The organism is Clostridium tanneri (assembly GCF_033659955.1).
In the GTDB taxonomy this organism is placed as follows: Bacteria; Bacillota; Clostridia; order Clostridiales; family Clostridiaceae; genus Clostridium_AM; species Clostridium_AM tanneri.
In genome coordinates this window covers 80,848-105,819 of record NZ_JARUJP010000015.1, presented here as the reverse complement: position 1 = coordinate 105,819, position 24,972 = coordinate 80,848, and the positions used below count along the sequence as shown (strand labels likewise).

Genomic DNA, 24,972 nt, shown 5'->3' with positions numbered 1-24,972 from the left:
AGATATATAGTTTTAGAAATTTAAGAATTGCTACTGCAGTTCTTTTTTTATTTTTATAAATTTTTATAGCAGGCTATTATAGTTAAGATAGTTGAAGAAACTGTGACGTAGAGAGAATAGTAAAATAAAAAGATAGGGTTTTAAATAAGAACCCTATCTTTTTATTGCTTTGTTACTTTCTTTCCATCAGATATTAAAACTACTGAACCATCGATATCTGTTCTATAAGTTTGTATATTTCTCTTTTTTAACTCTGCAGTAGTTTCCTTATGGGGATGTCCATAATCATTGTTTTTTCCTAAGCTTATAACTGCAATTTTTGGGGAAACTTTATCTAGAAAGGCCTTTGATGAAGAAGTTGAACTTCCGTGATGGCCAACTTTTAATACATCACTACGGATATCATAGTTCTTACTCAAGATTTCCTTTTCACTTAGTTTCTCAGCATCCCCTGTAAATAGGAATTTGGAATCTCCATAGGTTATCTTTATTACAGCAGAATAGTTATTTACGTCTTCGTAGTTTGTGCTATTAGGTGCAAGAATTTCGCACTTTGTATTTTCTCCTAAATCTAAGTTGATGCCAGCTTTAGCTGAATTTATCTTAAGGTTTTTAGATTTAAGAGCTGTAATCATACTTTCAAAGGTTTTAGTATTTGCTGTTTTCTTAGGAGCATAGAACTGGCCTATTTCATATTTTTTTATCACTACATCCATTCCACCTATATGATCTTCATGAGGGTGGGTTGCAACTACATAATCTAATTTTTTTATGTTTTGCTTATTTAAATAGGATATTAACTTATCGGTGCTGTCATTTGGACCTGCATCAATAAGTAGGTTTTTACCATTTACCTGAACTAATATGCTGTCACCTTGACCAACATCTATATAATTTACCTTCATTACATTCTTGTTCTCTATTTTATTTGTATTTTCACTAGAAGGTGAATTGCTGCAGCCTGTAATAAGGGATATTAATATCACTAGTGCTGCAAATATTTTTATATATTTTTTTCTAATCCTCAATTTATACATCTCCTTTTAAGATTTTTAATGTGAATTATGATATAATATACTATTGTAACACTTGTAATTATAATAGTAAACTTTATTACAAAGGAGCGAATGTAAAATGAAATCATTTTTATTTTATTTGAATTTTTTTACATATATCATTAAACTAAACATGAAGAAAAATGAGTTTGAGAAATTAAAGAAGCAAGGTAATAAAAGCGAAATTATTAGCTATTTAAATAATGTTGTTCTTGGCTGGGCATCCCATGTACTAAGCTATGTAAAAGCAGATATCAAAGTAGTGGGAAGAGAAAATATTCCAGAAGAAACCTGTCTTTACGTAGCCAACCACCAAGGATTTTTTGATATACCAATAATGATTCACAGTTTAGATAAAACAGTTGGATTTATTGCTAAAAAGGAACTACTAAAATTCAGGGTTTTAACTTATTGGATGGAGCAGATGCACTGTATATTTATGGACAGAAGCAACATGAGGGAATCTATAAAATCTATAAACGAAGGTGTTGAAAATCTTAAAAATGGACATAATCTAGTTATTTTTCCTGAAGGAACAAGAAGTAAAGGACCAAGTATTGGGGAATTCAAAAAAGGAAGTCTTAAACTTGCTTTAAAATCCGGGGTTCCTATAGTACCAGTAGCTATAGACGGAAGCTATAAACTTAGAGAAGGAAATGAAAAAAGTGCAATAAAGTCAGCAGAAGTTAAAGTGACTATATGCAAACCTATTTATATGGATGAGCTTTCAAAGGAAGAAAAGACAGACTTAGCAGAAAAGGTTAAGGAGATAATTGCAAGTAACATAACCATTGAATAAATAGCTATCTAGTATTTTTAACATATTATGAAAATATTGGATAGTAAAAAAGGCTTACAGCTAAAATAGCTGTAGGCCTTTTTTGGCTAAAAATAAGGGATGTAACTCTAATTGAGGCAAACTTAATCCTGTTAGGCTTTTCTATAATTAAAAAACTAATATGAAAAATATAAATTTTTAATATTAACAATAAAAAATTAAAATTATTTATATATTCTAAGTGATTTTTTCATGTAAATCTATCCTACAAAAGTAGACTAACCTATTCAGAAGATAGTAAAGTGCCAATTATCTTATAAAAAAATCCTATTTTATTATAAAAAGCTCAATTATGAAAAATGACGAAATAAAATTGCAATAATTTAAAGATTTTTATTTGCAAATACAAATCTTAAGTGTTAAAATATAACCGTAGATATGCTTTAAATATGCAATTTTAAGTAGCAAAATAAATATATATGCAATATAATAGAATAAATATAAAAAGGAAAAAGTAAATCTATCTAACATAGTTTTGAAATATATAGGTCTTAATCATGCAAAACTGTCTCGGGAGACATTGAGCCAATAATTGTTTATGATTGGGGGAGAATAAAATGAATAGTACAAAAAAGTTTAATTATGAATATCAATTGCAGAATATTGAAGCTCCAAATTTATATAAGAATATATTTCCTTACTCAGAGGTGCCTAAAGTAACTTTTAATCAAATTCAGCTTCCGATGGATTTGCCAGAAAACATATGGATTACAGACACTACCTTTAGAGATGGACAGCAGTCTATGCCGCCGTATAGTGCCGAGCAGATTATTAGAATTTATGATTATCTCCATAAGTTGGATAACAATTCGGGAATAATTAAGCAAACAGAATTTTTCCTATATACTGAGAAAGATAGAAAAGCAGCACAGGTTTGCATGGAAAGAGGATATAAGTTTCCTGAGGTTACATCATGGATAAGGGCCAATAAAGAAGATTTTAAATTAGTAAAAGAAATGGGGATAAAGGAAACAGGTATGCTTATGTCCTGTTCTGATTATCATATTTTTAAAAAGTTAAATAAGACAAGGGAACAAACTATGGAAATGTATCTTTCTATAGTTGAAGAAGCTTTAAATAATGGGATTCGCCCAAGATGCCATTTAGAAGATATAACAAGAGCAGATTTCTATGGTTTTGTAGTTCCTTTAGTAAATAATTTAATGGAGCTTTCGAAGAAATATAAGACTCCTGTGAAGATAAGAGTTTGTGACACTTTAGGACTAGGTATTCCTTATAGTGGAGCTTCTCTTCCAAGAAGTGTTCAGGGACTTATTCATGGACTGAGAACTAATTGTGGTGTACCATCAGAATGGATAGAGTGGCATGGACACAATGATTTTTATGCAGTGGTAAGTAACTCAACTACAGCATGGCTCTACGGAGCATCTTCAATAAATACCTCACTTTTAGGTATAGGAGAAAGAACAGGAAACTGCCCACTAGAAGCCATGATATTCGAATATATCCAACTAAAAGGTACTTCCAAGAATATGGATATGAGCGTTATAACAGAGCTTGCGGAATACTTTAAAAGAGAAATGAAATATAACATACCAGAAAGAACTCCTTTTGTTGGAAGTCAGTTTAATGTGACAAGAGCAGGTATACATGCAGATGGAATTCTTAAAGATGAAGAAATATATAATATTTTCGACACAGATAAAATACTAGGAAGACCAGTAGTAGTTGCTGTTAATGAGTACTCCGGTCTTGCTGGAATTGCAGCTTGGATTAATACTTATTATAGACTAAAGGATAGTGACAAAATTGATAAGAAGGATCCAAGAGTGGCTGAAATGAAAGAATGGGTAGATGAGCAATACGTAGATGGAAGAACAACAATTATCGGTAATAATGAACTAGAACTATTGGTAGAAAAGCTTATGCCTGAAGTTATAGAAAATAGAGAAGGAAGAGCTAGCTAAAAGGAGGAAAAGGGATGGGACTAAATGTTGCACAAAAAATAATAAAAAATCATATAGTTAAGGGAGAAATGGTAGCAGGGCAGGAAATTGCTATAAAGATAGACCAAACTTTAACACAGGATTCAACAGGAACTATGGCTTACCTTCAATTTGAAGCTTTAGGAATAGATAAGGTTAAAACAAAAAGGTCTGTTGCTTATATTGACCATAATATACTTCAATCAGGACCAGAAAATGCAGATGACCATCTTTATATTCAAACTGTAGCTAAGAAGCATGGAATATATTTTTCAAAACCTGGTAACGGAATATGTCATCAAGTGAATTTAGAAAGATTTGGAGTCCCAGGAGACACTCTCCTAGGCTCCGATAGTCACACACCTACTGGTGGTGGAATAGGGATGCTTGCCATAGGTGCTGGTGGATTAGATGTAGCAGTAGCTATGGGAGGCGGAGAATATTACATTAATATGCCTAAAATAGTTAAGGTAAACTTGAAGGGCAAACTAAAAGAGTGGATTTCTGCCAAAGATATAATTTTAGAGCTTTTAAGAAGACTTACCGTAAAGGGCGGCGTTGGAAGAATATTTGAATACTGCGGAGAAGGAGTTAAGACATTATCAGTACCACAGAGAGCTACTATAACAAATATGGGAGCAGAACTTGGAGCTACTACATCTATTTTCCCTAGTGATGAATTAACTTATGAGTTTCTAAAGGCTCAAGGCAGGGAAGAAGATTTTATAGAGCTTAAGGCTGATGACGATGCAGTATATGATGAGGAGGTAGAACTAGATCTGTCACAGTTAGAACCTATTGTTGCGTGTCCTCACAGTCCTGATAATGTTGTTGCTGTTTCTTTTTTAAAAGATATAAAAGTAGATCAGGTATGCATAGGAAGCTGCACAAACTCCTCCTATGCAGATATGATGAAGGTAGCAAAAATATTAGAAGGAAAAACTGTAAATGAAAAGGTGTCATTAGTTATTGCACCAGGATCAAAACAAGTTTTAAATATGCTTGCAAAGAATGGAGCCTTAGCTGCTATGATTGCAGCAGGAGCAAGAATTTTAGAATCAGCTTGTGGGCCATGTATAGGCATGGGACAATCGCCTGCTACAGATGCGGTATCTCTTAGAACCTTTAATAGAAACTTTGAAGGACGTTCCGGTACAACTTCTGCCAAGGTTTATATAGTAAGTCCGGAAATTGCAGCAGCTTCTGCACTAACTGGTTATATAACAGACCCTAGGGAGTTGAGAGAAGCCTTTGATATAGAAATGCCAAAGGACTTTCTTATAAATGATAACCTAATTGTTCCGCCAGCAGCAGATGGAGAAAAGGTTGAGGTAGTTAGAGGACCTAATATTAAGCCTTTCCCTAAAGCAAAGGCTTTGGAAAATGAGGTTACTGGAAAGGTGTTAACTAAGGTAGGGGATAACATAACTACAGACCATATTATGCCTTCCAATGCTAAGCTTTTACCTTATAGATCCAATATTCCTTATCTTTCTGAGTACTGTCTGACCCCTTCTGATAAGGATTTTCCTAGAAAGGCTAAGGAAAACAATGGAGGATTTATAGTTGGGGGAAGCAATTACGGCCAGGGTTCCAGCAGAGAACATGCTGCACTTGCACCGCTATATTTAGGAATAAAGGCAGTACTTGCTAAATCCTTTGCTAGAATTCATATGGCTAACTTGATAAATAATGGCATAATGCCTCTTGTTTTCAAAAATCTTGAGGATTATGACAAAATAGATATATTAGACGAACTTTTAATAGAAAATGCAGTAGAGCAGGTAGGTACAGGGGTTATTATAGTTAGAAACAAAAGTAAAAATGAAGAATATCAAATGATTTTAAATATTACTGATAGACAAAAGGATATGATAAAAGCTGGTGGACTGCTTAATATGTCCAAAGCCAATAACTAGATAACTTTTATAGCTGGCAATGGACAGTAAGAAAAACCAATTAAAAGCTGTCTGTTGCCAGAAGCCATTAGCTTTATCATAGTTAAATTATAAGTTTTGGAGGGGAAATTATGTTGCATAGAATTACACTTATTCCTGGAGATGGTATAGGACCAGAAGTTACTGCTTCTGCCAGAAAAATTGTAGATGCTTCAGGAGTTAAAATAGAGTGGGATATAGTACAAGCTGGAGCTGCTGTTATAGAAGAATACGGCACACCTCTTCCAGACTACGTGCTAGATAGCATAAAGAAAAACAAAACTGCTTTAAAGGGTCCTGTCACTACTCCTGTAGGAAAGGGTTTTAGAAGTGTAAATGTTACACTTAGACAGACTTTAAACCTTTATTCTAATATAAGGCCGGTAAAAACCTATGAGGGTGTAAAGTCTAGGTATGATAATGTTGATCTTGTTATATTTAGAGAAAATACAGAGGATCTATATGCTGGAATAGAACATATGGTTAGCGGGGATATCGCAGAAAGCATAAAGATTATATCTAAAAAGGCTAGTGACAGAATAGTAAGGGCTGCCTTTGACTATGCCAGAAAGCACAATAGAAAAAAAGTGACAGCGGTTCATAAAGCAAATATTATGAAACTCTCTGACGGTCTTTTCTTAAAATGTGCCAAAAACATAGCAGATGAATATAATGATATAGAATTTGAAGATGTTATAGTAGATGCTATGAGTATGAAACTTGTATTAAACCCAGAAAATTATGATGTTCTTGTAATGCCTAATTTATATGGTGACATTCTTTCAGATATGGCTTCTGGTCTTGTTGGCGGACTTGGACTAATGCCTGGAGCTAATATTGGAGAAGATGGTGCAGTTTTTGAACCAGCCCATGGCTCAGCACCGGATATAGCTGGCCAAAATAAAGCCAATCCATCAGCGGCTATTTTGACAGCAGTGATGATGCTTAACCACATTGGAGAGAGTGAGGCGGCAGAAAAAATTGAAAAGGCATTGGCAGAGACTATAAGAGAAGGGTTATGTTTAACAGAAGATTTAGGCGGCAGTGCTGGAACTACTGAATTTACTGAAGAGGTAATTAAAAAAATGAGTATATAAACAGAAAAAGCAGCATCAGTTAAGATGTTGCTTTTTCTGTTTGGTATTTTATGTATTAAGCATAATAAATATTCCAAATGTTATACCCTTTCATTAAATATAATTAATTTTATGTAGAATATTCCAAGTTCATGTAAAATAATATATAATTGATATAATAGATAGGTATAAGTTTAAGTAACGCATCAGCCCTTTATTATAATAGTAAATGGAGTGTTTATATTGAGAATTAGAACTAAAATTTTTAGTATTATGCTAATGTCCTTGATATTAATAATTATAGGTGTCTATATGGGGACACGGATATATATTATAAGAGATATAAAACATCAAGAAGAAGAAAGTGTGTTTAGCAGAGTTAAGCATGCAGAATATTTAATTGATAGTAGTAGCGAAGAATTAAATTCTATTAGTGCAGATTGGGCACCTTGGGATGACACTTTGGAATACATGAGAAAAAGTAATTCTGAATATATTCAATCTAATATAAACGAATATACCTTTAGCACTTTAAAGATTAATACAATTATTTTTCTGGACAAAAACAATGAAATAAAGTATTCTGCCTTCTTTGACTTGAAAAATAAAAGTGAAGAAGAATTACCAAAGGACTTGTTACAATATATTAAAGATAAAGGCAAGTTAATAACCAATCACAAAGATGTACATAGCGTAATATCTGATAAAATATCGGTAAATGGACAACCTATGATTATTTCCTCAAGACCTATAACAGATTCAAGGTTCAGTTCTCCATCAGAAGGAACTGTTATTATGGGAAAATATATAAATAGCTCTATTATAAATAAAATTGAAAATGTAACAGAATCTAAAATAAGAATAAATAAAATTAATGATTCTAACGGTATAATAAGTGCAGGAAACAAAAGAATTGATTTTAATAAACAAAATGTTTATGTTGAAAAAGTAGACAGGAATAAAATAGTATCCTACTCTATAATTAAGGGGACAGAGGGTAAACCGCTATTCCTTTTAGAAATGACATCTAAAAGAACTCTTTATAATAATAGTATCAGCTCTGTTCATTTCTTTGTTTTCGTTCTTATAGTTTGTACCATAAGTCTTTTTGCGTTAGCTATGATCTTATTAAAGGTGCTTGTAGTCAGACCTTTAGAGACTATAAGCAATGAAGTTAGTAAAATAGATTTAACAAACAGCTTGATTTCTAGAGTTAAGGCTAAAGGTAAAGATGAACTTGGGAAGTTATCCTTTGAAATAAATAATATGCTGGAGAAGATCGAATTAAATAATAAAAAGCTTTCAGAAAGTGAAAAGCAGCTTAAGTTAGTGTTAGAAGGTGCTAATGCAGGTTTTTGGGATTGGGATATGGAAAAGGACACCTTACAGCTTAACGAAAGGTTTTTGTCTATTACAGGTTATTCAAAGGAGGAGGCGCCTTTATCTATTAGAGGTTGGAAAAAAGTAATTCATAAGGATGACTATGAGTACGCTCAGAGTTTTTTCAAAAATAGTATGTGGAGAACTTTAGGTATAAACATTATGGAATTAAGGATTCTTACTAAGAAGGGTGACTATAAGTGGATATTAAATCAGTGCAGAGTTGTAGAGTATACTAAAGACGACAAGCCTAAAAGAATGGCAGGTATAATAACGGATATTGATGATAAAAAGAGGTATGAACAGCAGCTAAATTACCTAACCTACTATGATAAGCTTACAGGGATTTTTAATAGAGGATATTATGAATTTATGATTGAAAAGATAAACAGCAATGGAAGGCTGCCTCTTTCAATTATAATGGGGGATTTAAATGGATTAAAAATAACTAATGATACCTTTGGACATGAAGAAGGAGATATGTTATTGAAACAGTCTGCGGAGGTATTAAAAGAGGTTTGCGGCTCTAACGCAATTGTGTCCCGTTATGGTGGAGATGAATTTATAATAATATCAGAAAACACAAATAAAATGGAAGCAGAGGCAATGTGTTTAAAGATAAAGAACGAATGTCTAAAGAGAAAAGTAGGCTCGATTTATATAAACATAGCTCTAGGACATGCTACTAAAGAGAAAAGAGAACAGGATATAGCTGATATAATTAAGAAAGCGGAAGAAAAAATGTATAGGAACAAGTTGTTAGAGGACAAGAGTTCAAGAAACAGCATTATTTCTTCACTAAGCAAGACCCTATCGGAAAAAAGTTATGAAACAGAAGAACATGCTGAACGTATATATAACTATTGTGTAAAGATATGTGAACTCCTAAACTTAAGTACAAGCAAAGCGGATGAGCTATATTTGTTAGCTAAGCTTCATGATATAGGTAAGATTGCAATAGATGATAAAATCTTAAATAAGAAAGGCAAGTTAACTGAAGAGGAATGGGCTGTTATGAAGACTCACTCAGAAATAGGATACAGGATAGCTTCTTCTAACCCTGATTTAAGGCATATTGCCTATAAAATACTTACCCACCATGAAAGATATGATGGAACTGGATATCCTAAAGAGTTAAAGGGAGATGATATTCCGCTTCTTTCCAGAATAATGACTATAGTAGATGCCTTTGATGTTATGACTCATGAAAGACCTTATAAAAAAGCTGTGTCTGCTGAGGAGGCAATAAAAGAATTAAGGAGATGTTCTGGAACACAGTTTGATCCTAACTTAGTGGAGATATGCATAAAGGCTTTTATGGAAAAAGAGTCTTGCGAAAATTCAGAGGTGATTTAGTTTACTGAATGATAAAAACCCCACCTTGGCAATGCAGGTGGGGTTTTCTTAATTTTCTATAATAGAGAATCTTTTTATTTCATGTACATAAGGTAGCTCCAGTAGTTTGTTTATTTTAGAGCTTAGGAAATCTTCACTTTTACATTTAACTAGAGCAACAACTTCACCGGGATTAGTTGCGTATTTAGAAAATATATGGCAGTTTTCAAAGTCTCCGGCAATGCTGCACATAACCTCTATTCTAGCTTTGGTTTTTATTCTTACAAACCAGCTGGAACTATTATTCCAGTACTTTTGTACAGAGGCTTCCTTTTCGTTAAATCTAAGTACTTTTTTATTTTTGTTTTGAATGATATCGGTGATATCTCCAAATACGGAACTGGCAGTAGGAAGCATTCCGGCGCCTTTTCCTGTAAATAATACTTTTCCAACGGCATCGCCTTCTAATACAATAGCATTTAGTTCATTTTCTACCTTGCCTAGTTGAGAATTATTTTTTACCATAACAGGTTTTACAGCAGCATAAATTTTATCTTCTTCTCTGCTGCTGATAGCTAGAAGTTTTATGTTATATCCATGTGCTCTAGCATATTTAAAGTCTTCTTTATCTATTTGAGTTATGCCCTCTGTGACTATGTCCCTCCAGTTTAGCTTTTCATTATAAGCTATAGTTGAGAGAATAGAAAGCTTTCTAGCCGCATCGTAGCCTAAAACATCTGATTCAGGATTGGCCTCTGCAAAGCCTAGTTGCTGAGCTTCCTTAAGGGCATCTTCATAACTGAGGTCTTCCTTATCCATTTTCGTAAGTATAAAGTTTGTAGTACCGTTTAGGATTGCTTTAATGTTTTTAATTTCGTTTCCGATAAGACATTCCATTAAAGGTTTTAAAATAGGAATACCGCCACCTACACTTGCTTCAAAGTTAAGTGTTACTCCATTTTTGTCAGCTAAGTCTAAAAGTTCTTTGCCATGTTCAGCAATAAGATCTTTATTAGCTGTTACCACATGCTTTTTTAGTTTTAATGCTCTTTTTATATATTCATAAGCGGGATCAATTCCACCCATAACTTCTACTACTATATCCACAGATTTTCTGAAAATATCCTCTATATTATTTGTAAGTAAGTTAGAATAAACTTTTTCTCTATGTTTTTCTATATCTCTAACAAGAATGCTAGATATTTTTAATTCCTCACCGGTAATTTTTTTGAATCTTTCCCTATTCTTCGTTATAAGCTCAGTTATACCTGTACCAACTGTGCCGTAACCTAGGACTGCTATTGATGCCATAAACTCTACCTCCTAATTAGTATTATTGATAAAACTTTTATTTTGCCGAAAAACAAAGAAGTCTTATAGGCTCCCAGCATTATAGTCCGCGTTATTCCAATTACTTTTGATACTATCTAAAAACTCCTTTAAAAATTCTTCGTATTTTCCTGGTTCCAGTAAGAAAGAATCATGTCCGCAGTTTGACTGGACTTCATGGTACTCTAAATTTACACCGCTTAAGCTTAGTATATCTCTGCTTTTTCTAAGTTCACCTATGTGGAAGAGAGTATCAGAGGAGATTGAAGCTAGTAGAAACTTGGATTTTATTCTACGAAGGGCTGCTTCATAGGAACCGTATTCTCTTTTTAAATCAAATAAATCCATTGCTCTTGTTATATAAAGATAGGTGTTAGCATCAAATCTATTTACAAGCTTACTTCCTTGGTAGTTTAGGTAACTGTCTATTTCAAATTCTGCATCAAACCCTTGATAGAAATCTATTATATTACTTCTAGTTTTTCTTCCAAATTTTTTATTCATTAAATCCTTAGTTTGATAGGTGAGCATAGCAATCATTCTTGCTATAGATAAGCCATTGAAAGGAACTGCTGCCTGGTAGTAGTCTCCTTTATTCCAGTTAGGATCAGTTATTATGGCTCTTCTCATAATGTGATTTATTCCTATAGACTCTGTACTTAGGTTAAGAGGTGAAGCTAAGTCTATAACTCCGTCTATAAAATCAGGATAAGATACTGCCCACTGAAGTGCTTGTAGTCCACCCATAGAACCGCCTACTACAGCTAAAAGATGGTTTATATTAAAGTAATCTAGTATTTTCTTTTGGGCATTAACCATATCTTTTATTGTAACAATAGGGAAGGTTATTCCATAAGCTTTGCCTGTTTCAGGATTTATAGATGAGGGGCCTGTGGAACCGCTGCAGCCTCCTAGAATATTAGAGCAGATTATAAAATACTTGTTAGTATCGAATATCTTATCAGCACCTACAAAATCTTCCCACCAACCTTCAGTATCTTCTGGAGCATGCCTAGCTGGATGAGAATCACCAGTTAGAGCATGAGTTATAAGTATACAGTTACTCTTATCCTCATTCAGCTTTCCATAAGTTTCAAAGCATAGAGTTATTGGACCAAAATTTTTTTCGCTCTCAAGGAGAAAGTCTTTCTTTTTAGAAAAGGTAAGATACTCCTTAAAACCTTCCTTTCTATAATTAAATTCATTCAATAGATACACCTCCAAATTTATAAAAAGACAATTGGTAGTAAATATATTAAAGATACTATGCTATTAGGAGGAAACATGGGATACTACCAATTGTCTAGTGGGCTATATTAATTCAAAGTTATAATGTTATAAAGCATTAATTTTATAAAGTTAAGGCCTTATACTTGCTCTAATGCGTCTGAAAGATCTGCAATCAGGTCAGTCACATCTTCAATTCCTATAGAAATTCTTATAAGTTCAGGGCTAACTCCTGCTTCAGTTAACTGCTCTTCACTAAGTTGAGAGTGAGTTGTAGAAGCTGGGTGAATTATTAAGGATTTAGCATCTCCAACATTAGCAAGGTGTGAGAATATTTTCACGTTCTCTATTATCTTTTTACCAGCTTCAACTCCGCCATTTACCCCAAAAGTGAATATAGAACCGGCTCCTAGAGGAAGATACTTTTTAGATAAATCATAATATTTGTTACCCTCTAATTCTGGATAGTTAACCCACTGAACTTTAGGATGATTACTTAAGAATTCCACGATTTTTCTAGTGTTCTCTACGTGCTTTTGTACTCTAAGGGATAGAGTTTCAACTCCTAATATAAGTAAGAAAGAGTTGAATGGTGATATACAAGCTCCTAAATCTCTTAAAAGAGATACTCTTAACTTAGTAATATAAGCAGCAGCACCAACGGCTTCTACAAATTTTAGTCCGTGATAACTTTCGTCAGGCTCTACTAGACCAGGAAATTTTCCATTATCCCAGTTGAATTTTCCTGAATCTATAACTATACCACCTATAGATGTGCCGTGTCCGCCAATGAACTTTGTAAGAGAATGAACTATAATATCTGCGCCAAATTCGATTGGTCTGCAAAGATAAGGTGATGCAAAGGTATTATCTACTACTAGAGGAACACCATGGCTATGTGCAATATCTGCAACAGCTTGAATATCTACAAGGTTTATTCCTGGATTACCTATAGTTTCTATATACACTGCCTTAGTTTTTTCAGTTATAGCAGCTTCAAAGTTTGCTGGATCATCTGGATTTACAAGATTGACCTTAATTCCAAAGTTTTTAAAGGTATGAGTAAATAGTGTGTAAGTTCCACCGTAGAGGGTAGCAGCAGCGACTATTTCATCACCAGCACCTGCGATATTTGTTATAGCGTAAGTAATTGCAGCCATTCCTGAAGCAGTGGCCACAGCACCAACGCCGCCTTCTAGTTGAGCAACTCTTTCTTCTAAGACAGCAGTAGTTGGATTTGTTAATCTTGTATAAATGTTTCCTGACTCTGCAAGACCAAATAAGTTAGCAGCATGTTCTGCGCTGTCAAAAACATAAGAAGATGTTTGATAAATTGGAACTGCTCTTGATTTACTGCTTGCATCTGGTGTGTGTCCTCCGTGTGCTTGAATAGTATCAAATCTTAATTTTCTTGTCATAATAAATTCCTCCTCAAATAATTCATAATTTTGTACTCACACGGAACTTCTATATTTAGAGTTTAACTAAGCAAATTATTTTTACCTCTGCTTAAAAATTTTACGTAAAACAAAAAACTTCTCGTGTTGATGAGACACAAGAAGTTTAAATCCTCATGCTTCTCATCTCTCAGGTTTACTACCTGCTGGAATTAGCACCGTTGAATATACTGTTAATATATTCAGGTTGCCGGGCGTCATAGGGCCAGTCCCTCAGCCTCTCTTGATAAGAAGTTCCGTATTCGATTGAAACTATCATACCAGATATTAGAATGCACTGTCAATATATAAAAAACAAAAGTTTGAATATTAAACTGATGTGAATTTCATAAAGTGTTGATATTCCTTAATTTTCCGTTAAAAAACTTTTTTCTGCAAAAGAAGGGAGGAATAATTATTATATGATAATTATACAACAACTTTATGTGAATTGTTTTTAATCTATGTAATTATAGATCCTTAGAAACCTTATATATCAAGGTTTTATTCTGAAATATGAGCAGTTTCAATGGTTAGAGAAGCTCTAAAGTTTTTGTTGACAAATATAATGAAAAGTATTAATATTAGCATAAAATGTATATAATAAAATTTTCTTATCAAGAGTGGTGGAGGGACTGGCCCTATGAAACCCGACAACCGGCATTCAAAAGTGAATGTATCGGTGTCAATTCCTGCAGAATATTAGTTATTCTGACAGATAAGAATAGTAGTCTCATAATGTTAATTTAAGATTTTTAGAGCTGCTTTTCTTATGGAAAGGCAGCTTTTTTATTTTATAACAGCTGCAAAATCATTACCTAAATACGATAAATAAGGGGGTTTTAAAGTGTTTATAAAAGATTTATTTCTACATAAAAAGTTAACAATATCCTTTGAGTTATTTCCACCAAAACAGAGTGTATCCTTAGATGGAATATACAACACTATTGCAGAGTTAAAAGAGTTGAATCCGGATTTTATAAGTGTAACCTATGGTGCTGGAGGAAGCAGCAAAGACAGGAGTATAGAGCTAGCATCAGCAGTGAAAAATAAATTTGGAATAGAGACAGTAGCTCACTTAACCTGTATAACTTCTACCAAGAGAGAAGTTAAAAATACGTTGGATAAACTACAGGAAAATAATATAGACAATATACTGGCCTTAAGAGGGGATATACCCAAGGATTTTGTATTACCAGAGAACTTAGAGTACAATAGTTCCAAAGACTTAATTTGTGAATTAGCTCAGAGAAAGGGGTTTTGTATATCTGCAGCAGCCTATCCAGAGGGATATATGGGATCTATGGATATAGATAGGGAAATAAAAAGTCTTAGGGATAAAGTAGATTGTGGTGCAGAGGTATTAATTACCCAACTTTTCTTTAATAATAATAGTTTTTATGATTTTAAGGAGAAGTTATATAAGTATAATATTAATACTCCTGTTATTGCTGGGGTTATGCCTGCTGTAGATAGAGATTTAATAAACCGCATTTCATGGATTTCTGGTGCTTCTATTCCTGATAGACTGAAAAAACTTTTAGACAAATATCAGTATTCACCAGAATCTTTGTTAGAAGCAGGTACAGTTTATGCGTCGGAACAGGTCTCTGATTTAGTTGCCAGTGGAGTAGAAGGGATACATCTTTATACTATGAACAAATCAGAAATTGTAAAGAAAATCCTAAAAAGTGTAGAGGAAATTCGTAAGTCTGTAAATTATAAGTCAGTAAGCTCCTTCTAGATAGAACCGTTGCAAGAGGATATTTAGGAGAAAGCAAATCTAAATTAATATATAGGTTTATTAGACACAATTATGGGAAAGGAAGTGGGCAAGATGTCATTAAAAGATAGATTTATGTTTTTTGATGGAGCTATGGGAACTATGCTTCAAAGAGAAGGGCTTAAGGTAGGAGAACTACCGGAAAGTCTTAATATAACTAATCCAGATATTATAAGAAAGATACACCGTCAATATATAGAAGCAGGTTCTGATGTAGTAATTACTAATACTTTTGGTGCCAATGAATTAAAATATAGTAATTCTCAGTTTTTAATAGAAGAGGTCATAACTGCTGGAGTTAAGGTAGCTAGAGAAGCAGCGGCAGATAAGCTTGTAGCTTTAGATATAGGACCTATAGGTCAGATTATGGAGCCTACAGGAAGTTTAAGCTTTGAAGGAGCCTATGAGTTATTTAAAAAACAAGTAATTATAGGAGAGAAAGCAGGAGCAGATCTAATCTTAATAGAAACTATGTCAGATTTATATGAGACTAAAGCGGCAATACTTGCAGCTAAGGAAAATAGTTCTCTGCCAGTATTTTGTACTATGACTTTTCAAGAGAATGGAAGAACTCTAATGGGTACAGATCCTAAAACAATGGTTTTTGTACTAGAAGGACTTGGTGTTGATGCTCTAGGAGTTAACTGCTCACTGGGACCTAAGGAGCTTATGTCTATAGTAGAAGAAATTCTAAAATATTCTTCTATCCCTGTTATGGTTCAGCCAAACGCTGGATTGCCAAGGTATGACGGTGAAAAAACTATTTACGACATAGCACCGGAGCAGTTTGCAGAATATATAAAGACAATGGCAGAAAAAGGGGTAAGAATCTTTGGAGGCTGTTGTGGTACAAATCCGGATTACATTAAAGCAGCAGTGAAAAGTTTACAGGGATTAAAGCCTGCTGACACAAAACCTAAAAATTATACCTCAGTTTGCTCTGCTACTGAAACGGTAATCTTAGATGGTAGTGTTAAAATTATAGGGGAGAGAATTAACCCTACAGGAAAAGCAAGATATAAAGAAGAATTAAAAGAGAAAAGTGTAAAATATATTCAAGCTGAAGCAGTTAAGCAGAAGGAAGAGGGCGCTGATATACTAGGATTAAATGTAGGGCTTCCTGAAATTGACGAGAAGGAAATGATGACTAAGGCTGTGAAGGCAATACAAAAGGTTGTTCAGCTTCCGGTTACCATAGATAGTCCAACTCCAGAAGTATTAGAGGCAGGAGCTAGGGTTTATAATGGAAAGCCTATAATAAACTCTGTTAACGGAAAGGAAAGTACCATGGAAAAGGTGTTTCCTATAGTAAAAAAGTATGGCGGCGCTGTTATTGCTCTTACCATAGATGAAAAGGGAATACCAGCTACTGCAGAGGAAAGAGTAAAGATAGCAGAGAAAATCCTAAAGAGAGCTAAAGACTACGGTATAGATAAAAAGGATATAATCATAGATTGCCTTGCACTGACAGCATCTGCTCAACAGAAGGATGTTCTAGAAACAGTAAGGGCTATAAAGCTGGTAAAGGAAAAACTAGGTGTTAAAACTGTACTTGGAGTAAGTAATATATCCTATGGTCTTCCAAATAGAAAGCTTTTAAATAGAACTTTCCTCTCCATGGCTCTTTATGCAGGCCTTGATTTGCCTATAACCAATACAGGTGATGAAGAGATAAAAGCCACTATTAATGCCTTTGAAGTGCTTTCAAATATAGACAAGGAAAGTAAAAATTATATAAGCAAATATGGAAAGGCTGGTACAAAGGTCAATCAGCTAAATAAGGAAGAGTCTAATTTTGAGGTAAAGAACAATAATTTAGATAAGGACCTAAAAGAAATAATAATAGCTGGAATTGAAGAAGATTCTGTGCAGTGTACTAAGGAGCTTTTAAAGGTTAAAGAGCCTATAGAAATAGTAAACTCATATATTATTCCTGCATTGGACTTTGTTGGAGAAGAATATGAAAGCGGGGAAATTTTCTTACCTCAGCTTATTCAATCTGCAGAAACTGTTAAAAGGTCCTTTGAGGTTATAAAGAAAAGCATTCTAACCAGTGGAACTAGTAACATTGAAAAAGGAAAGATAGTAGTTGCAACAGTTAAAGGTGATATTCATGACATAGGCAAAAATATAGTAAAGGTACTTTTAGAAAACTATGGTTTTGAAGTTATAGACTTAGGTAAGGATGTACCAATTGAAGAGGTAGTTAGAGTGGTAAAGGAAAATAATATTAAGCTTGTAGGCTTAAGCGCCCTTATGACAACTACGGTGGCTAATATGAAAAAGACCATTGAAGCTTTAAAGGAAAGTGGTGATGATTGTAAGGTTATGGTTGGCGGAGCAGTTTTAAATAAGGAATATGCGGAAATGATAGGGGCAGATTTCTATGCTAGGGATGCTAGGGAAAGTGTCAAGATAGCGGAGGAGGTTTTGGGTAAATAGGATAAGTTTATTCATAATAAAATGCAAAGTGAATTTTGTAAACAGGGCTGTGTATTAAGAAAAAATATCTATAAAAGTTCTGATAAAATCCGTTGAACATCATGTAGATAAAAACGAGCAGTGGTATAACTAATTTTAATCTGTTATACCACTGCTCGTTTTTTAACCTAGTTAGAGTTTTTCACAGGGTATAAACCATATAGAAATAATTGAAGTATTAATTAACTTACTATTCTCCTGTATTTATAATTTATTCATTTTTAGAATAAACTAACAAAATTTATAGATAATATATAGCAAAGAATAAAATATGAAAGGATTCCAAGATTAAAGGGAACGGGGCGAGTATAATATGGATATTCAACAAGGTTGCATCCCTATTATGGAGAATATAGATAAAAACATAGATACTGTTAAAACGATTTTAAGCGACAATCAATCCTTGATATATAAAAGATTCGAAAGTGCGGCGGAGGAAAGTATACAATTTTGTTCTATATTTATAAAAAACTTATGTGATACTAAGGAAATAGTGGAGAGTATAATAAAGCCCATAATGTCAAAAGAAATTAGTAGTGCTATTGAAGCGGATAAAAGGATAAATTTTATTCTCCTAAAAGTAATGCTGACACATGATAACAACAAAATAGAAACCATTGATGATTGTATAAATAATCTTGTGAAAGGGAATGCAGTATTATTTATAGAAGGCTGCAAAGAAGCTGTTGTAGTAGATACTTCAAAAAGAAAAGAAAGGGCTATAGAAGAGCCAGAATCTAATAAGGTTTCAAGAGGTCCTAAATTAGGATTTACAGAGTCTATTGATACAAATGTAGCCCTAATTCAGCAAATAATACATAATCAGGATTTAAAGATAAGATATTTAACATTGGGAACACAAACAAAAACGCAAATATGCATAAGTTACATGGAAAATATTGCATCAGATAAGATAGTCGAAGAGGTATTTAAAAGAATAAGAGAAGTAGAACTGGATGGTATTTTGGACTCCTATTATATAGAAAGTTTTATTGAGGATTCACCTCTTTCAGTGTTTCCGACTATAGGATTCACTGATAGGCCTGATATTGCTTGTGCCAAACTTTTAGAGGGGAGAGTTGTAGTAATATGTGATGGAAGTCCACAGATTTTGACTCTTCCTCATTTACTTGTGGAGAATTTTCAAACCAATGAAGATTATTACAAGAGCTATACAATAGCAAGCTTTTACAGGATATTAAGATATATTTCCTTTGCTATAACCAGTTTGACTCCAGCTATTTATTTGGCTATGGTAAATTATCATCAGGAGCTTATCCCAACCAATTTACTTTTTAGCATTATGGCAGCAAGGAATTCCATACCTTTTCCAACAATTTTAGAGTTACTGTTAATGCTTCTAGTTTTTGAAACTCTTATTGAAGCTAGCAGAAGACTACCTCCTAATATAGGGCCAACTGTAAGTATTGTAGGAGGACTCATACTTGGCCAGGCGGCAATTAGTGCAAGATTAGTGAGTGCACCGATTATAATTATGACGGCAGTATCTGGAACAACCAGTTTTTTATTACCTTTTACTACTGGGCCTGTTGTCTTTATTAGATTATTTTGTCTTGCCTTTTCTGCAATGTTAGGATTTTATGGACTAGTTTTCTCACTTATACTGATAACAACATATATGCTTTCTCTTAAGTCCTTTGGAGTTCCCTATACAATGGGGCTTACAACCTTTAGCAGCTATGATGTACAGGATACAATTATCAGGCTGCCTTGGTGGTATATGAAGTACAGAATAAGGATAATTGCAGCTAAAAACCTTGTTCGTAATAGTAGTAAGAAAAAGTTTTCCACGAGGTGATACAATATAATGAAACATAGAAAAAGTATTTTTATATTATTAACTATTGTTTGCAGTGTATTGCTAAGCGGATGCTGGAGTTATAGTGAGATAGACGAGAGATTAGTGGTTGGGACTGTAGGCATAGACTATGCTAAAAAAAAGGATATGTATAGGATAACTATAAGAGCTATAAACGCAAAACCTACTGCCAGTGGTATTGAATTAGTTCCTGTAGTTATATCCACTGAAGGAAAAAGCGTATTTGAAGCAATAAGAAAATCTGCACCTTTATATGGAAGAAAAACTTATTGGAGCCACCTGCAGTCTATTATAATAAGCGATAAAGTAGCTCAAGAAGATGTATTTAAAACATTAGATTTTTTTTATAGAGATGCCGAAGTAAGGCAAGATAACATGCTCTACATCAGCTGTGGTTCATCGGCAGAAGAGGTAGTAAGATTAGAGGCTGTCTTACAGAAGGAAAGACAATTTACCTTAAGGTATGCCATGAGAACACAAAAGTTTGTGGGAACATTTCCTGAGCAGGATTTAGTGGAATTTGGGTCTAAAATTTTAGAGGAGACTATAAAGCCTATTGTACCGATTATTACAATTTATAAAGACCAAGGAAAAGATATGATTAGAATAGAAGGGTCTGCAGTATTCTTAAATCGCAGAATGGTAGGAAAACTTAGCCCCCATGAAACTTTAGTGGTAGTGCTTTTAAGAAATGAATTTAAGAACCCTTTGATGGTTAGTACAATTAATGAAGGGAAAGATCTAACAGAAGCTAAGTTAGCAACTATGGAGATTTTTGACTCAAGAACTAAAATTAAGAGCAGTAAAAAAAGCGATGGTGAAAATATAAGTGTATTAGTGTCTATAGAATTAAATGCAGGTGTTGGTGAGATGAATTACCCTATGAATTATGTGGATGAGAAGTCTATAAAAAATCTTAAAAATACTGTAGAGGCTGATATAAGAGACCGTATTCTTAAAACTGTTAAATTTGTTCAACAGGACTATAAATCAGATGTATTTGGTTTTGGAAAGGCTGTGGAAATTAGTAACCCTAAACTATGGAACAACTTAAAAAATGAATGGGATAAAGAGTTTAGTAAAGTGCCAGTAGAGGTGCAGGTAACGGTTAACATTGAAAATACGGGAAAAGTGGTAAGTACAGAATAGGGAGAGGGATTGTTTGGCTATTACATTTGTTATTATTGGATATGGAATTTTATTTATGATTGATGGTTATCCTGTATTGAAAGAGTATAAACTAAGGAAATTCTTACCCTATGCTATAATTTTCTTAATAGCTTTTATTTCTAGCTGCTTAATTGCACTAGAAATAAGGATACCTAGTCCTTCAGAGGGGATTAAAAAAGTTATAATGGTTATTACAGAGGAGTAAAAGAGTATTATGAGAGAGGAAATATCATCCAAACAGGCAGCAGCTTTAATTTTAGCTTTTATTTTAGATGGAGCAATAATATTTCCAACTGCAATAGAAGCACAAAGAAACTCATGGATTTCTGTAATTATTGCATTAGGAGCAGCATACATACTTTTCATGCTTTATTATAAAATACAATTAATTTATGAAGGTGAAGACCTATATTCAATAAATGAGAAGGTTATGGGGAGGATTCTAGGAAAGGTTATAAATATTCTGTATGTATGGTATTTCTTGCATTTAGGGGCACTTACATTAAGAGACTTCGGGGAGTTTATGAATACATTAACTATGCCTGAAACTCCTAGAATGGCAATTATAATTTTATCCGCATTAACAGCAGTATATATGGTAAAAAAGGGGTGTGAGATTATAGCAGAGTTTTCGTTATTTGCTACCGTAATTACTTTGCTTACTATGGGCATTCTTATTACTCTGCTTATATCAAAGATAAATATATATAATGTTCTCCCCATAATGGCACAAGGTATAAAGCCTGTTCTGCTAGGAACCTGGTCTACGCTTACCTTTCCCTTTGGAGAATGTATTTTGTTTATTACTGTGTTTTCTAAAATAAAGAACAAAAAAGCGTTAAAAAAGGGGTACTTTCTAGGATTAATTTTAGGTGGTGTACTGTTGGTGATAAATAGCTTTTTCCAAGTGTCTATATTAGGAGAAAAAATACTGGGTTTTTTATATTTCCCCTTTTACACATTACTTAGCAGAATTAAAGTAGGAGAGTTTATTCAAAGATTAGAGATAATTGGAGGAGTAATTTTAAATGTTTTCGGAATGATAAAAATTAGCTTATGTCTTTATGCTACTTCTCTAGGAATAAGCAATATGTTTAAAATAAATAACTATAAAATATTATGCCTTCCAGTAGGTTTAGTAATGCTTAATTTATCCAACATACTATATGAGGACATAATGAGTTTAGTTTCATGGACTGCCAAATATTATAAATACTATGCCCTTCCTTTTCAGCTTTTCTTTCCGTTATTAATATTTATAGTAAGTAAAATTAGAAACCGAGTTCCTTAAAAATGTGTAGGAAAAACTAAATAAAAAATGGGGGAGCATTTTTAAATAAGCAAGTTTTACTTAACAATTTTTATATAACAGGCTGTTTATCTATAGTTTTAGTTATTTTTTGTCTCTGGCAAAACGACCATGTTGTTATAACAAATTATGCCTATGAGAATTGAAAAATTCCGAGAAACTTTGAAAACTACAAAATTCCTCATATTTCAGATTTGCACAATAAAAATAATGCCGCCTGAACCTAGTAGGTTCTTGGCGGCAAATTTTTTTCTTGAAAAGAAATGATAGGACTTTCTAAAAAATCATTTCTCCTGCCTTATAGCCCTCAGGCAATTCTTCTTCACTTAAGAATTTGAAATTCTCATCACGTAGTATTGGTAAAAATACTTCGTATGGAATCCTGGAAAACTCACAGCCATAGCTACTAGCTCCGAACCACTTACCCTCTTTACTGCTCAAGTTTAAGTCTCTTGCAAATTTTGTATTGTTTGAGCAACTATGAACTGCTAAATCCCAGTTTTCTTCATCGGCTATTTTCATGAATTTAAGAGTTAATTCCTTACTCCAAATCGGAGATATATAGCCATGTCTTGTAATATACATGTTTTCACCATAATAATTATCTATGTTATTCTCATTTAAATGTAATTCTGCACAATTGATAAAATCAACTTTTGTTTCGAAGATTGCTTGTTTTTTCTTAAAAAATCCTTCGAAAAACTCAGGAGTCATTGGAGTTTCAATACCTACATTTTTAATATATTTTTTCGCTATTCCAATATTTTGAATAACCTTGTCTGAACAATTAGAGGCACCAAGATTGAAACGTATCTCGTCAAGACCAGCTTCACCTAATGCTTTCAATGTCTCTTCAGTAGCTAAAGTGCCATTTGTGTATAGATGTTGATAAATTTCAGCATCCTTAAATTTTCTTATAATGGAATAATATTTTTCAATTTCCATAAAGGGCTCTAAATAAACGTAGGAAACTCCAGTGGGTTTCTGGTGAATGGAAAGAAGTAAATCAATATCCTTTTCATAAAATTTTGTACCTCCTATTTCCCACATACCTTCGCCAACGGGAGAAATATTATCTAGTTCTCCATAATTATAACAGAACTTACACTCTAAGTTACATTTGTTCGTTTTCCTAATTGCATTCAAACCAGTTCCCAATAGGCAAGAACGACATCCCTTTGAGAATTTTCTTTCATTTCCCACAAAAAAAGTTCTATTCTCCAAAGTTTTTAAACTTTTAATTTCTGACATTAATGTATCATTTCTATGATCAACCGCTGCCTCAATTTGTGCAAAGGTAGAGTAAATGATTTCTTGTTGTTTTGTCATTAGTTCCTCATCTTCTGGCAATATTGAAAAAAATTCAAACCACATCAACGCATCTTTCTTTGAGATTTTCATAAAATGTCCTCCTCTAGTTAATCCGCCTAAAGACTTAATTTAAGTCTTCTTGCTATGCTTTTTCACATACTCTTCATCAAAAGACATACATGAAACAATATAATTATATAACAATTGTGTTGTTTTGTATCTAAATAAAGAGTTCAATTTTCAACATTATTCTTTAACATAACCTTGTATCAATTAAATCATCCTTTCTTAAGATTAAGTTTGCTGAAAGGATAGGGATAAAAACTATATTTTTCCTTAGAAAGCTAGTAGTTTTCCCATCTCTATTTTATAATAGATTAGTACTAAAATAGAGAGGAGCACAACTATGAATAATTCTATAACTTTAAAAATAAAGAAAGTAAACCCTGATGCAATAATCCCTCAATTTGCCCATGAAGGTGATGCAGGAATGGATTTGTTCTCAGTAGATGACCTAGACATAAATCCAGGTGAATGCAAGCTTATAAAGACAGGTATAACAATAGAGCTGCCTAGAAATACAGAAGCCCAAGTTAGGCCAAGAAGTGGGTTAGCTTTAAAACATCAAATTACAGTATTAAATACACCAGGAACTATAGATGAAGGTTATAGGGGAGAAATCGGTGTAATTTTAATCAATCATGGAAAAGAGAGTTTTTCAGTAAAGAAGGGTATGAAGATTGCACAAATGGTGATCAAACCTGTACTAACAGTTAAAATCCAGGAAGTCCAAGAGTTAACAGACTCTGAAAGAGGGACTGGGGGATTTGGATCTACGGGATTTTAACAGAAATTACAACATAAATAATTTGAACTCTAGCTCAATTTTTCTTGAAAGCTGAGCTAGAGTTTAAATTCATAACATAAGCAAATAGAATTTAAGGGCTATAATTTTAGTAAAACCTATAACAGTTGTTAATAAAAAATAAATTATATAAGCTAGATTACAGAGTATCTTATAAAGTTATTTTATCGTGGTGATTAACATCTAAAGTTACACTAGCTTCTTTAAAATCAATCTCGTAAAGAGTTAACATATCTCCAGCCTGTGCTATTAACATTTCATAACTTGGAAGCTTTTTAGTAAATTCATTTTTTAAATCAAATATAGTTAAGTTACTTTTTTCAACCTTGGCATTAGTCACTCTAACGTGTTCAGAGTTTTCATCTGGAACTTTTGGCACTGTTGTAAATGCTACCGTATTGTTTTCTAAGAATTCCGATGTTTTAGGATTAGTTTTAAAGGATGCAAAATAAACAACACCTTTGTTTTCTGGATTATAATAAAAGTTTACAATTCTAACATTTGGTATATTATTCACAGTAGTCGCTAGGGCTATATTATTAGTTTCTTCCATTATTCTATTAAATTCTTTTAAAAAGTTCATTTTCATTCTCCTTTGTAAGTTGTTTGAAACTACTATTAGAGTTTCTTATTTAATATAGGATTATTCTATCA

The 24,972-nt window shown here is 33.2% G+C and carries 18 protein-coding genes and 2 riboswitches; of the genes, 12 read left to right on the top strand and 6 right to left on the bottom strand.

What is annotated here, in order from left to right; all coding sequences use genetic code 11:
- Positions 1-161 precede the first annotated feature (161 nt).
- Positions 162-1,028: a ComEC/Rec2 family competence protein gene (locus P8V03_RS13165; RefSeq protein ID WP_318798455.1), complete on the bottom strand. Its 867-nt coding sequence runs from the start codon at positions 1,026-1,028 to the stop codon at positions 162-164.
- 106 nt (positions 1,029-1,134) lie between these two features.
- Between P8V03_RS13165 and P8V03_RS13160 the strand changes: the two genes are divergently transcribed.
- The 5 genes from P8V03_RS13160 to P8V03_RS13140 all read left to right on the top strand — a co-directional run bounded on the left by P8V03_RS13160 (position 1,135) and on the right by P8V03_RS13140 (position 9,588).
- Positions 1,135-1,854, top strand: a complete 720-nt coding sequence (locus P8V03_RS13160; protein ID WP_318798454.1) for a lysophospholipid acyltransferase family protein — start codon at positions 1,135-1,137, stop codon at positions 1,852-1,854.
- A 596-nt stretch (positions 1,855-2,450) separates the two neighbouring features.
- A complete protein-coding gene (locus P8V03_RS13155; RefSeq protein WP_261672688.1) occupies positions 2,451-3,821 on the top strand; it encodes a beta/alpha barrel domain-containing protein in 1,371 nt (456 codons plus the stop codon).
- Between the two features lie 14 nt (positions 3,822-3,835).
- Entirely contained in the window at positions 3,836-5,758 is a 1,923-nt protein-coding gene (locus P8V03_RS13150) for an aconitate hydratase (protein ID WP_318798453.1), read from the top strand.
- Positions 5,759-5,868: 110 nt separating this feature from the next.
- A complete protein-coding gene (locus P8V03_RS13145; RefSeq protein ID WP_318798452.1) occupies positions 5,869-6,873 on the top strand; it encodes an isocitrate/isopropylmalate dehydrogenase family protein in 1,005 nt (334 codons plus the stop codon).
- A gap of 222 nt (positions 6,874-7,095) precedes the next feature.
- On the top strand, positions 7,096-9,588 hold the full coding sequence (locus tag P8V03_RS13140; RefSeq protein WP_318798451.1) for an HD domain-containing phosphohydrolase: 2,493 nt from the start codon (positions 7,096-7,098) through the stop codon (positions 9,586-9,588).
- A gap of 48 nt (positions 9,589-9,636) precedes the next feature.
- Here the strand turns inward: P8V03_RS13140 and P8V03_RS13135 are convergent, their stop codons facing one another.
- The 3 genes from P8V03_RS13135 to P8V03_RS13125 all read right to left on the bottom strand — a co-directional run bounded on the left by P8V03_RS13135 (position 9,637) and on the right by P8V03_RS13125 (position 13,541).
- A complete protein-coding gene (locus tag P8V03_RS13135; protein WP_318798450.1) occupies positions 9,637-10,878 on the bottom strand; it encodes a homoserine dehydrogenase in 1,242 nt (413 codons plus the stop codon).
- 63 nt (positions 10,879-10,941) lie between these two features.
- On the bottom strand, positions 10,942-12,105 hold the full coding sequence (gene metX, locus P8V03_RS13130) for a homoserine O-acetyltransferase MetX (protein WP_318798449.1): 1,164 nt from the start codon (positions 12,103-12,105) through the stop codon (positions 10,942-10,944).
- Between the two features lie 158 nt (positions 12,106-12,263).
- Positions 12,264-13,541, bottom strand: coding sequence for an O-acetylhomoserine aminocarboxypropyltransferase/cysteine synthase family protein (locus P8V03_RS13125; RefSeq protein ID WP_487286224.1), 1,278 nt, complete (start codon positions 13,539-13,541; stop codon positions 12,264-12,266).
- Positions 13,542-13,700: 159 nt separating this feature from the next.
- Positions 13,701-13,813: riboswitch (SAM riboswitch) on the bottom strand.
- A gap of 357 nt (positions 13,814-14,170) precedes the next feature.
- Positions 14,171-14,284: riboswitch (SAM riboswitch) on the top strand.
- A 122-nt stretch (positions 14,285-14,406) separates the two neighbouring features.
- On the opposite strand from P8V03_RS13125, the gene metF reads away from it, so the two are divergent.
- From metF to P8V03_RS13095, 6 genes are all read left to right on the top strand, one after another.
- Entirely contained in the window at positions 14,407-15,303 is an 897-nt protein-coding gene (gene metF, locus P8V03_RS13120; RefSeq protein WP_318798448.1) for a methylenetetrahydrofolate reductase [NAD(P)H], read from the top strand.
- A gap of 93 nt (positions 15,304-15,396) precedes the next feature.
- Complete coding sequence (locus tag P8V03_RS13115; protein ID WP_318798446.1) at positions 15,397-17,784, top strand: homocysteine S-methyltransferase family protein; 2,388 nt, start codon at positions 15,397-15,399, stop codon at positions 17,782-17,784.
- Between the two features lie 352 nt (positions 17,785-18,136).
- Positions 18,137-19,642: a spore germination protein gene (locus P8V03_RS13110; protein WP_318798445.1), complete on the top strand. Its 1,506-nt coding sequence runs from the start codon at positions 18,137-18,139 to the stop codon at positions 19,640-19,642.
- A gap of 9 nt (positions 19,643-19,651) precedes the next feature.
- Complete coding sequence (locus P8V03_RS13105) at positions 19,652-20,812, top strand: Ger(x)C family spore germination protein (RefSeq protein ID WP_318798444.1); 1,161 nt, start codon at positions 19,652-19,654, stop codon at positions 20,810-20,812.
- Between the two features lie 13 nt (positions 20,813-20,825).
- A complete protein-coding gene (locus P8V03_RS13100) occupies positions 20,826-21,038 on the top strand; it encodes a hypothetical protein (protein ID WP_318798443.1) in 213 nt (70 codons plus the stop codon).
- Between the two features lie 9 nt (positions 21,039-21,047).
- A complete protein-coding gene (locus P8V03_RS13095) occupies positions 21,048-22,124 on the top strand; it encodes a GerAB/ArcD/ProY family transporter (protein ID WP_318798442.1) in 1,077 nt (358 codons plus the stop codon).
- 294 nt (positions 22,125-22,418) lie between these two features.
- Here P8V03_RS13095 and P8V03_RS13090 read toward each other — a convergent pair whose 3' ends face one another.
- Entirely contained in the window at positions 22,419-23,543 is a 1,125-nt protein-coding gene (locus P8V03_RS13090) for a radical SAM protein (RefSeq protein WP_318798441.1), read from the bottom strand.
- A 316-nt stretch (positions 23,544-23,859) separates the two neighbouring features.
- Between P8V03_RS13090 and dut the strand changes: the two genes are divergently transcribed.
- Positions 23,860-24,300 (top strand): dUTP diphosphatase, encoded by a 441-nt coding sequence (dut, locus tag P8V03_RS13085; RefSeq protein WP_318798439.1) that lies wholly within the window; start codon positions 23,860-23,862, stop codon positions 24,298-24,300.
- 169 nt (positions 24,301-24,469) lie between these two features.
- Here dut and P8V03_RS13080 read toward each other — a convergent pair whose 3' ends face one another.
- Positions 24,470-24,901, bottom strand: a complete 432-nt coding sequence (locus P8V03_RS13080) for a pyridoxamine 5'-phosphate oxidase family protein (protein ID WP_318798438.1) — start codon at positions 24,899-24,901, stop codon at positions 24,470-24,472.
- Positions 24,902-24,972 lie beyond the last annotated feature (71 nt).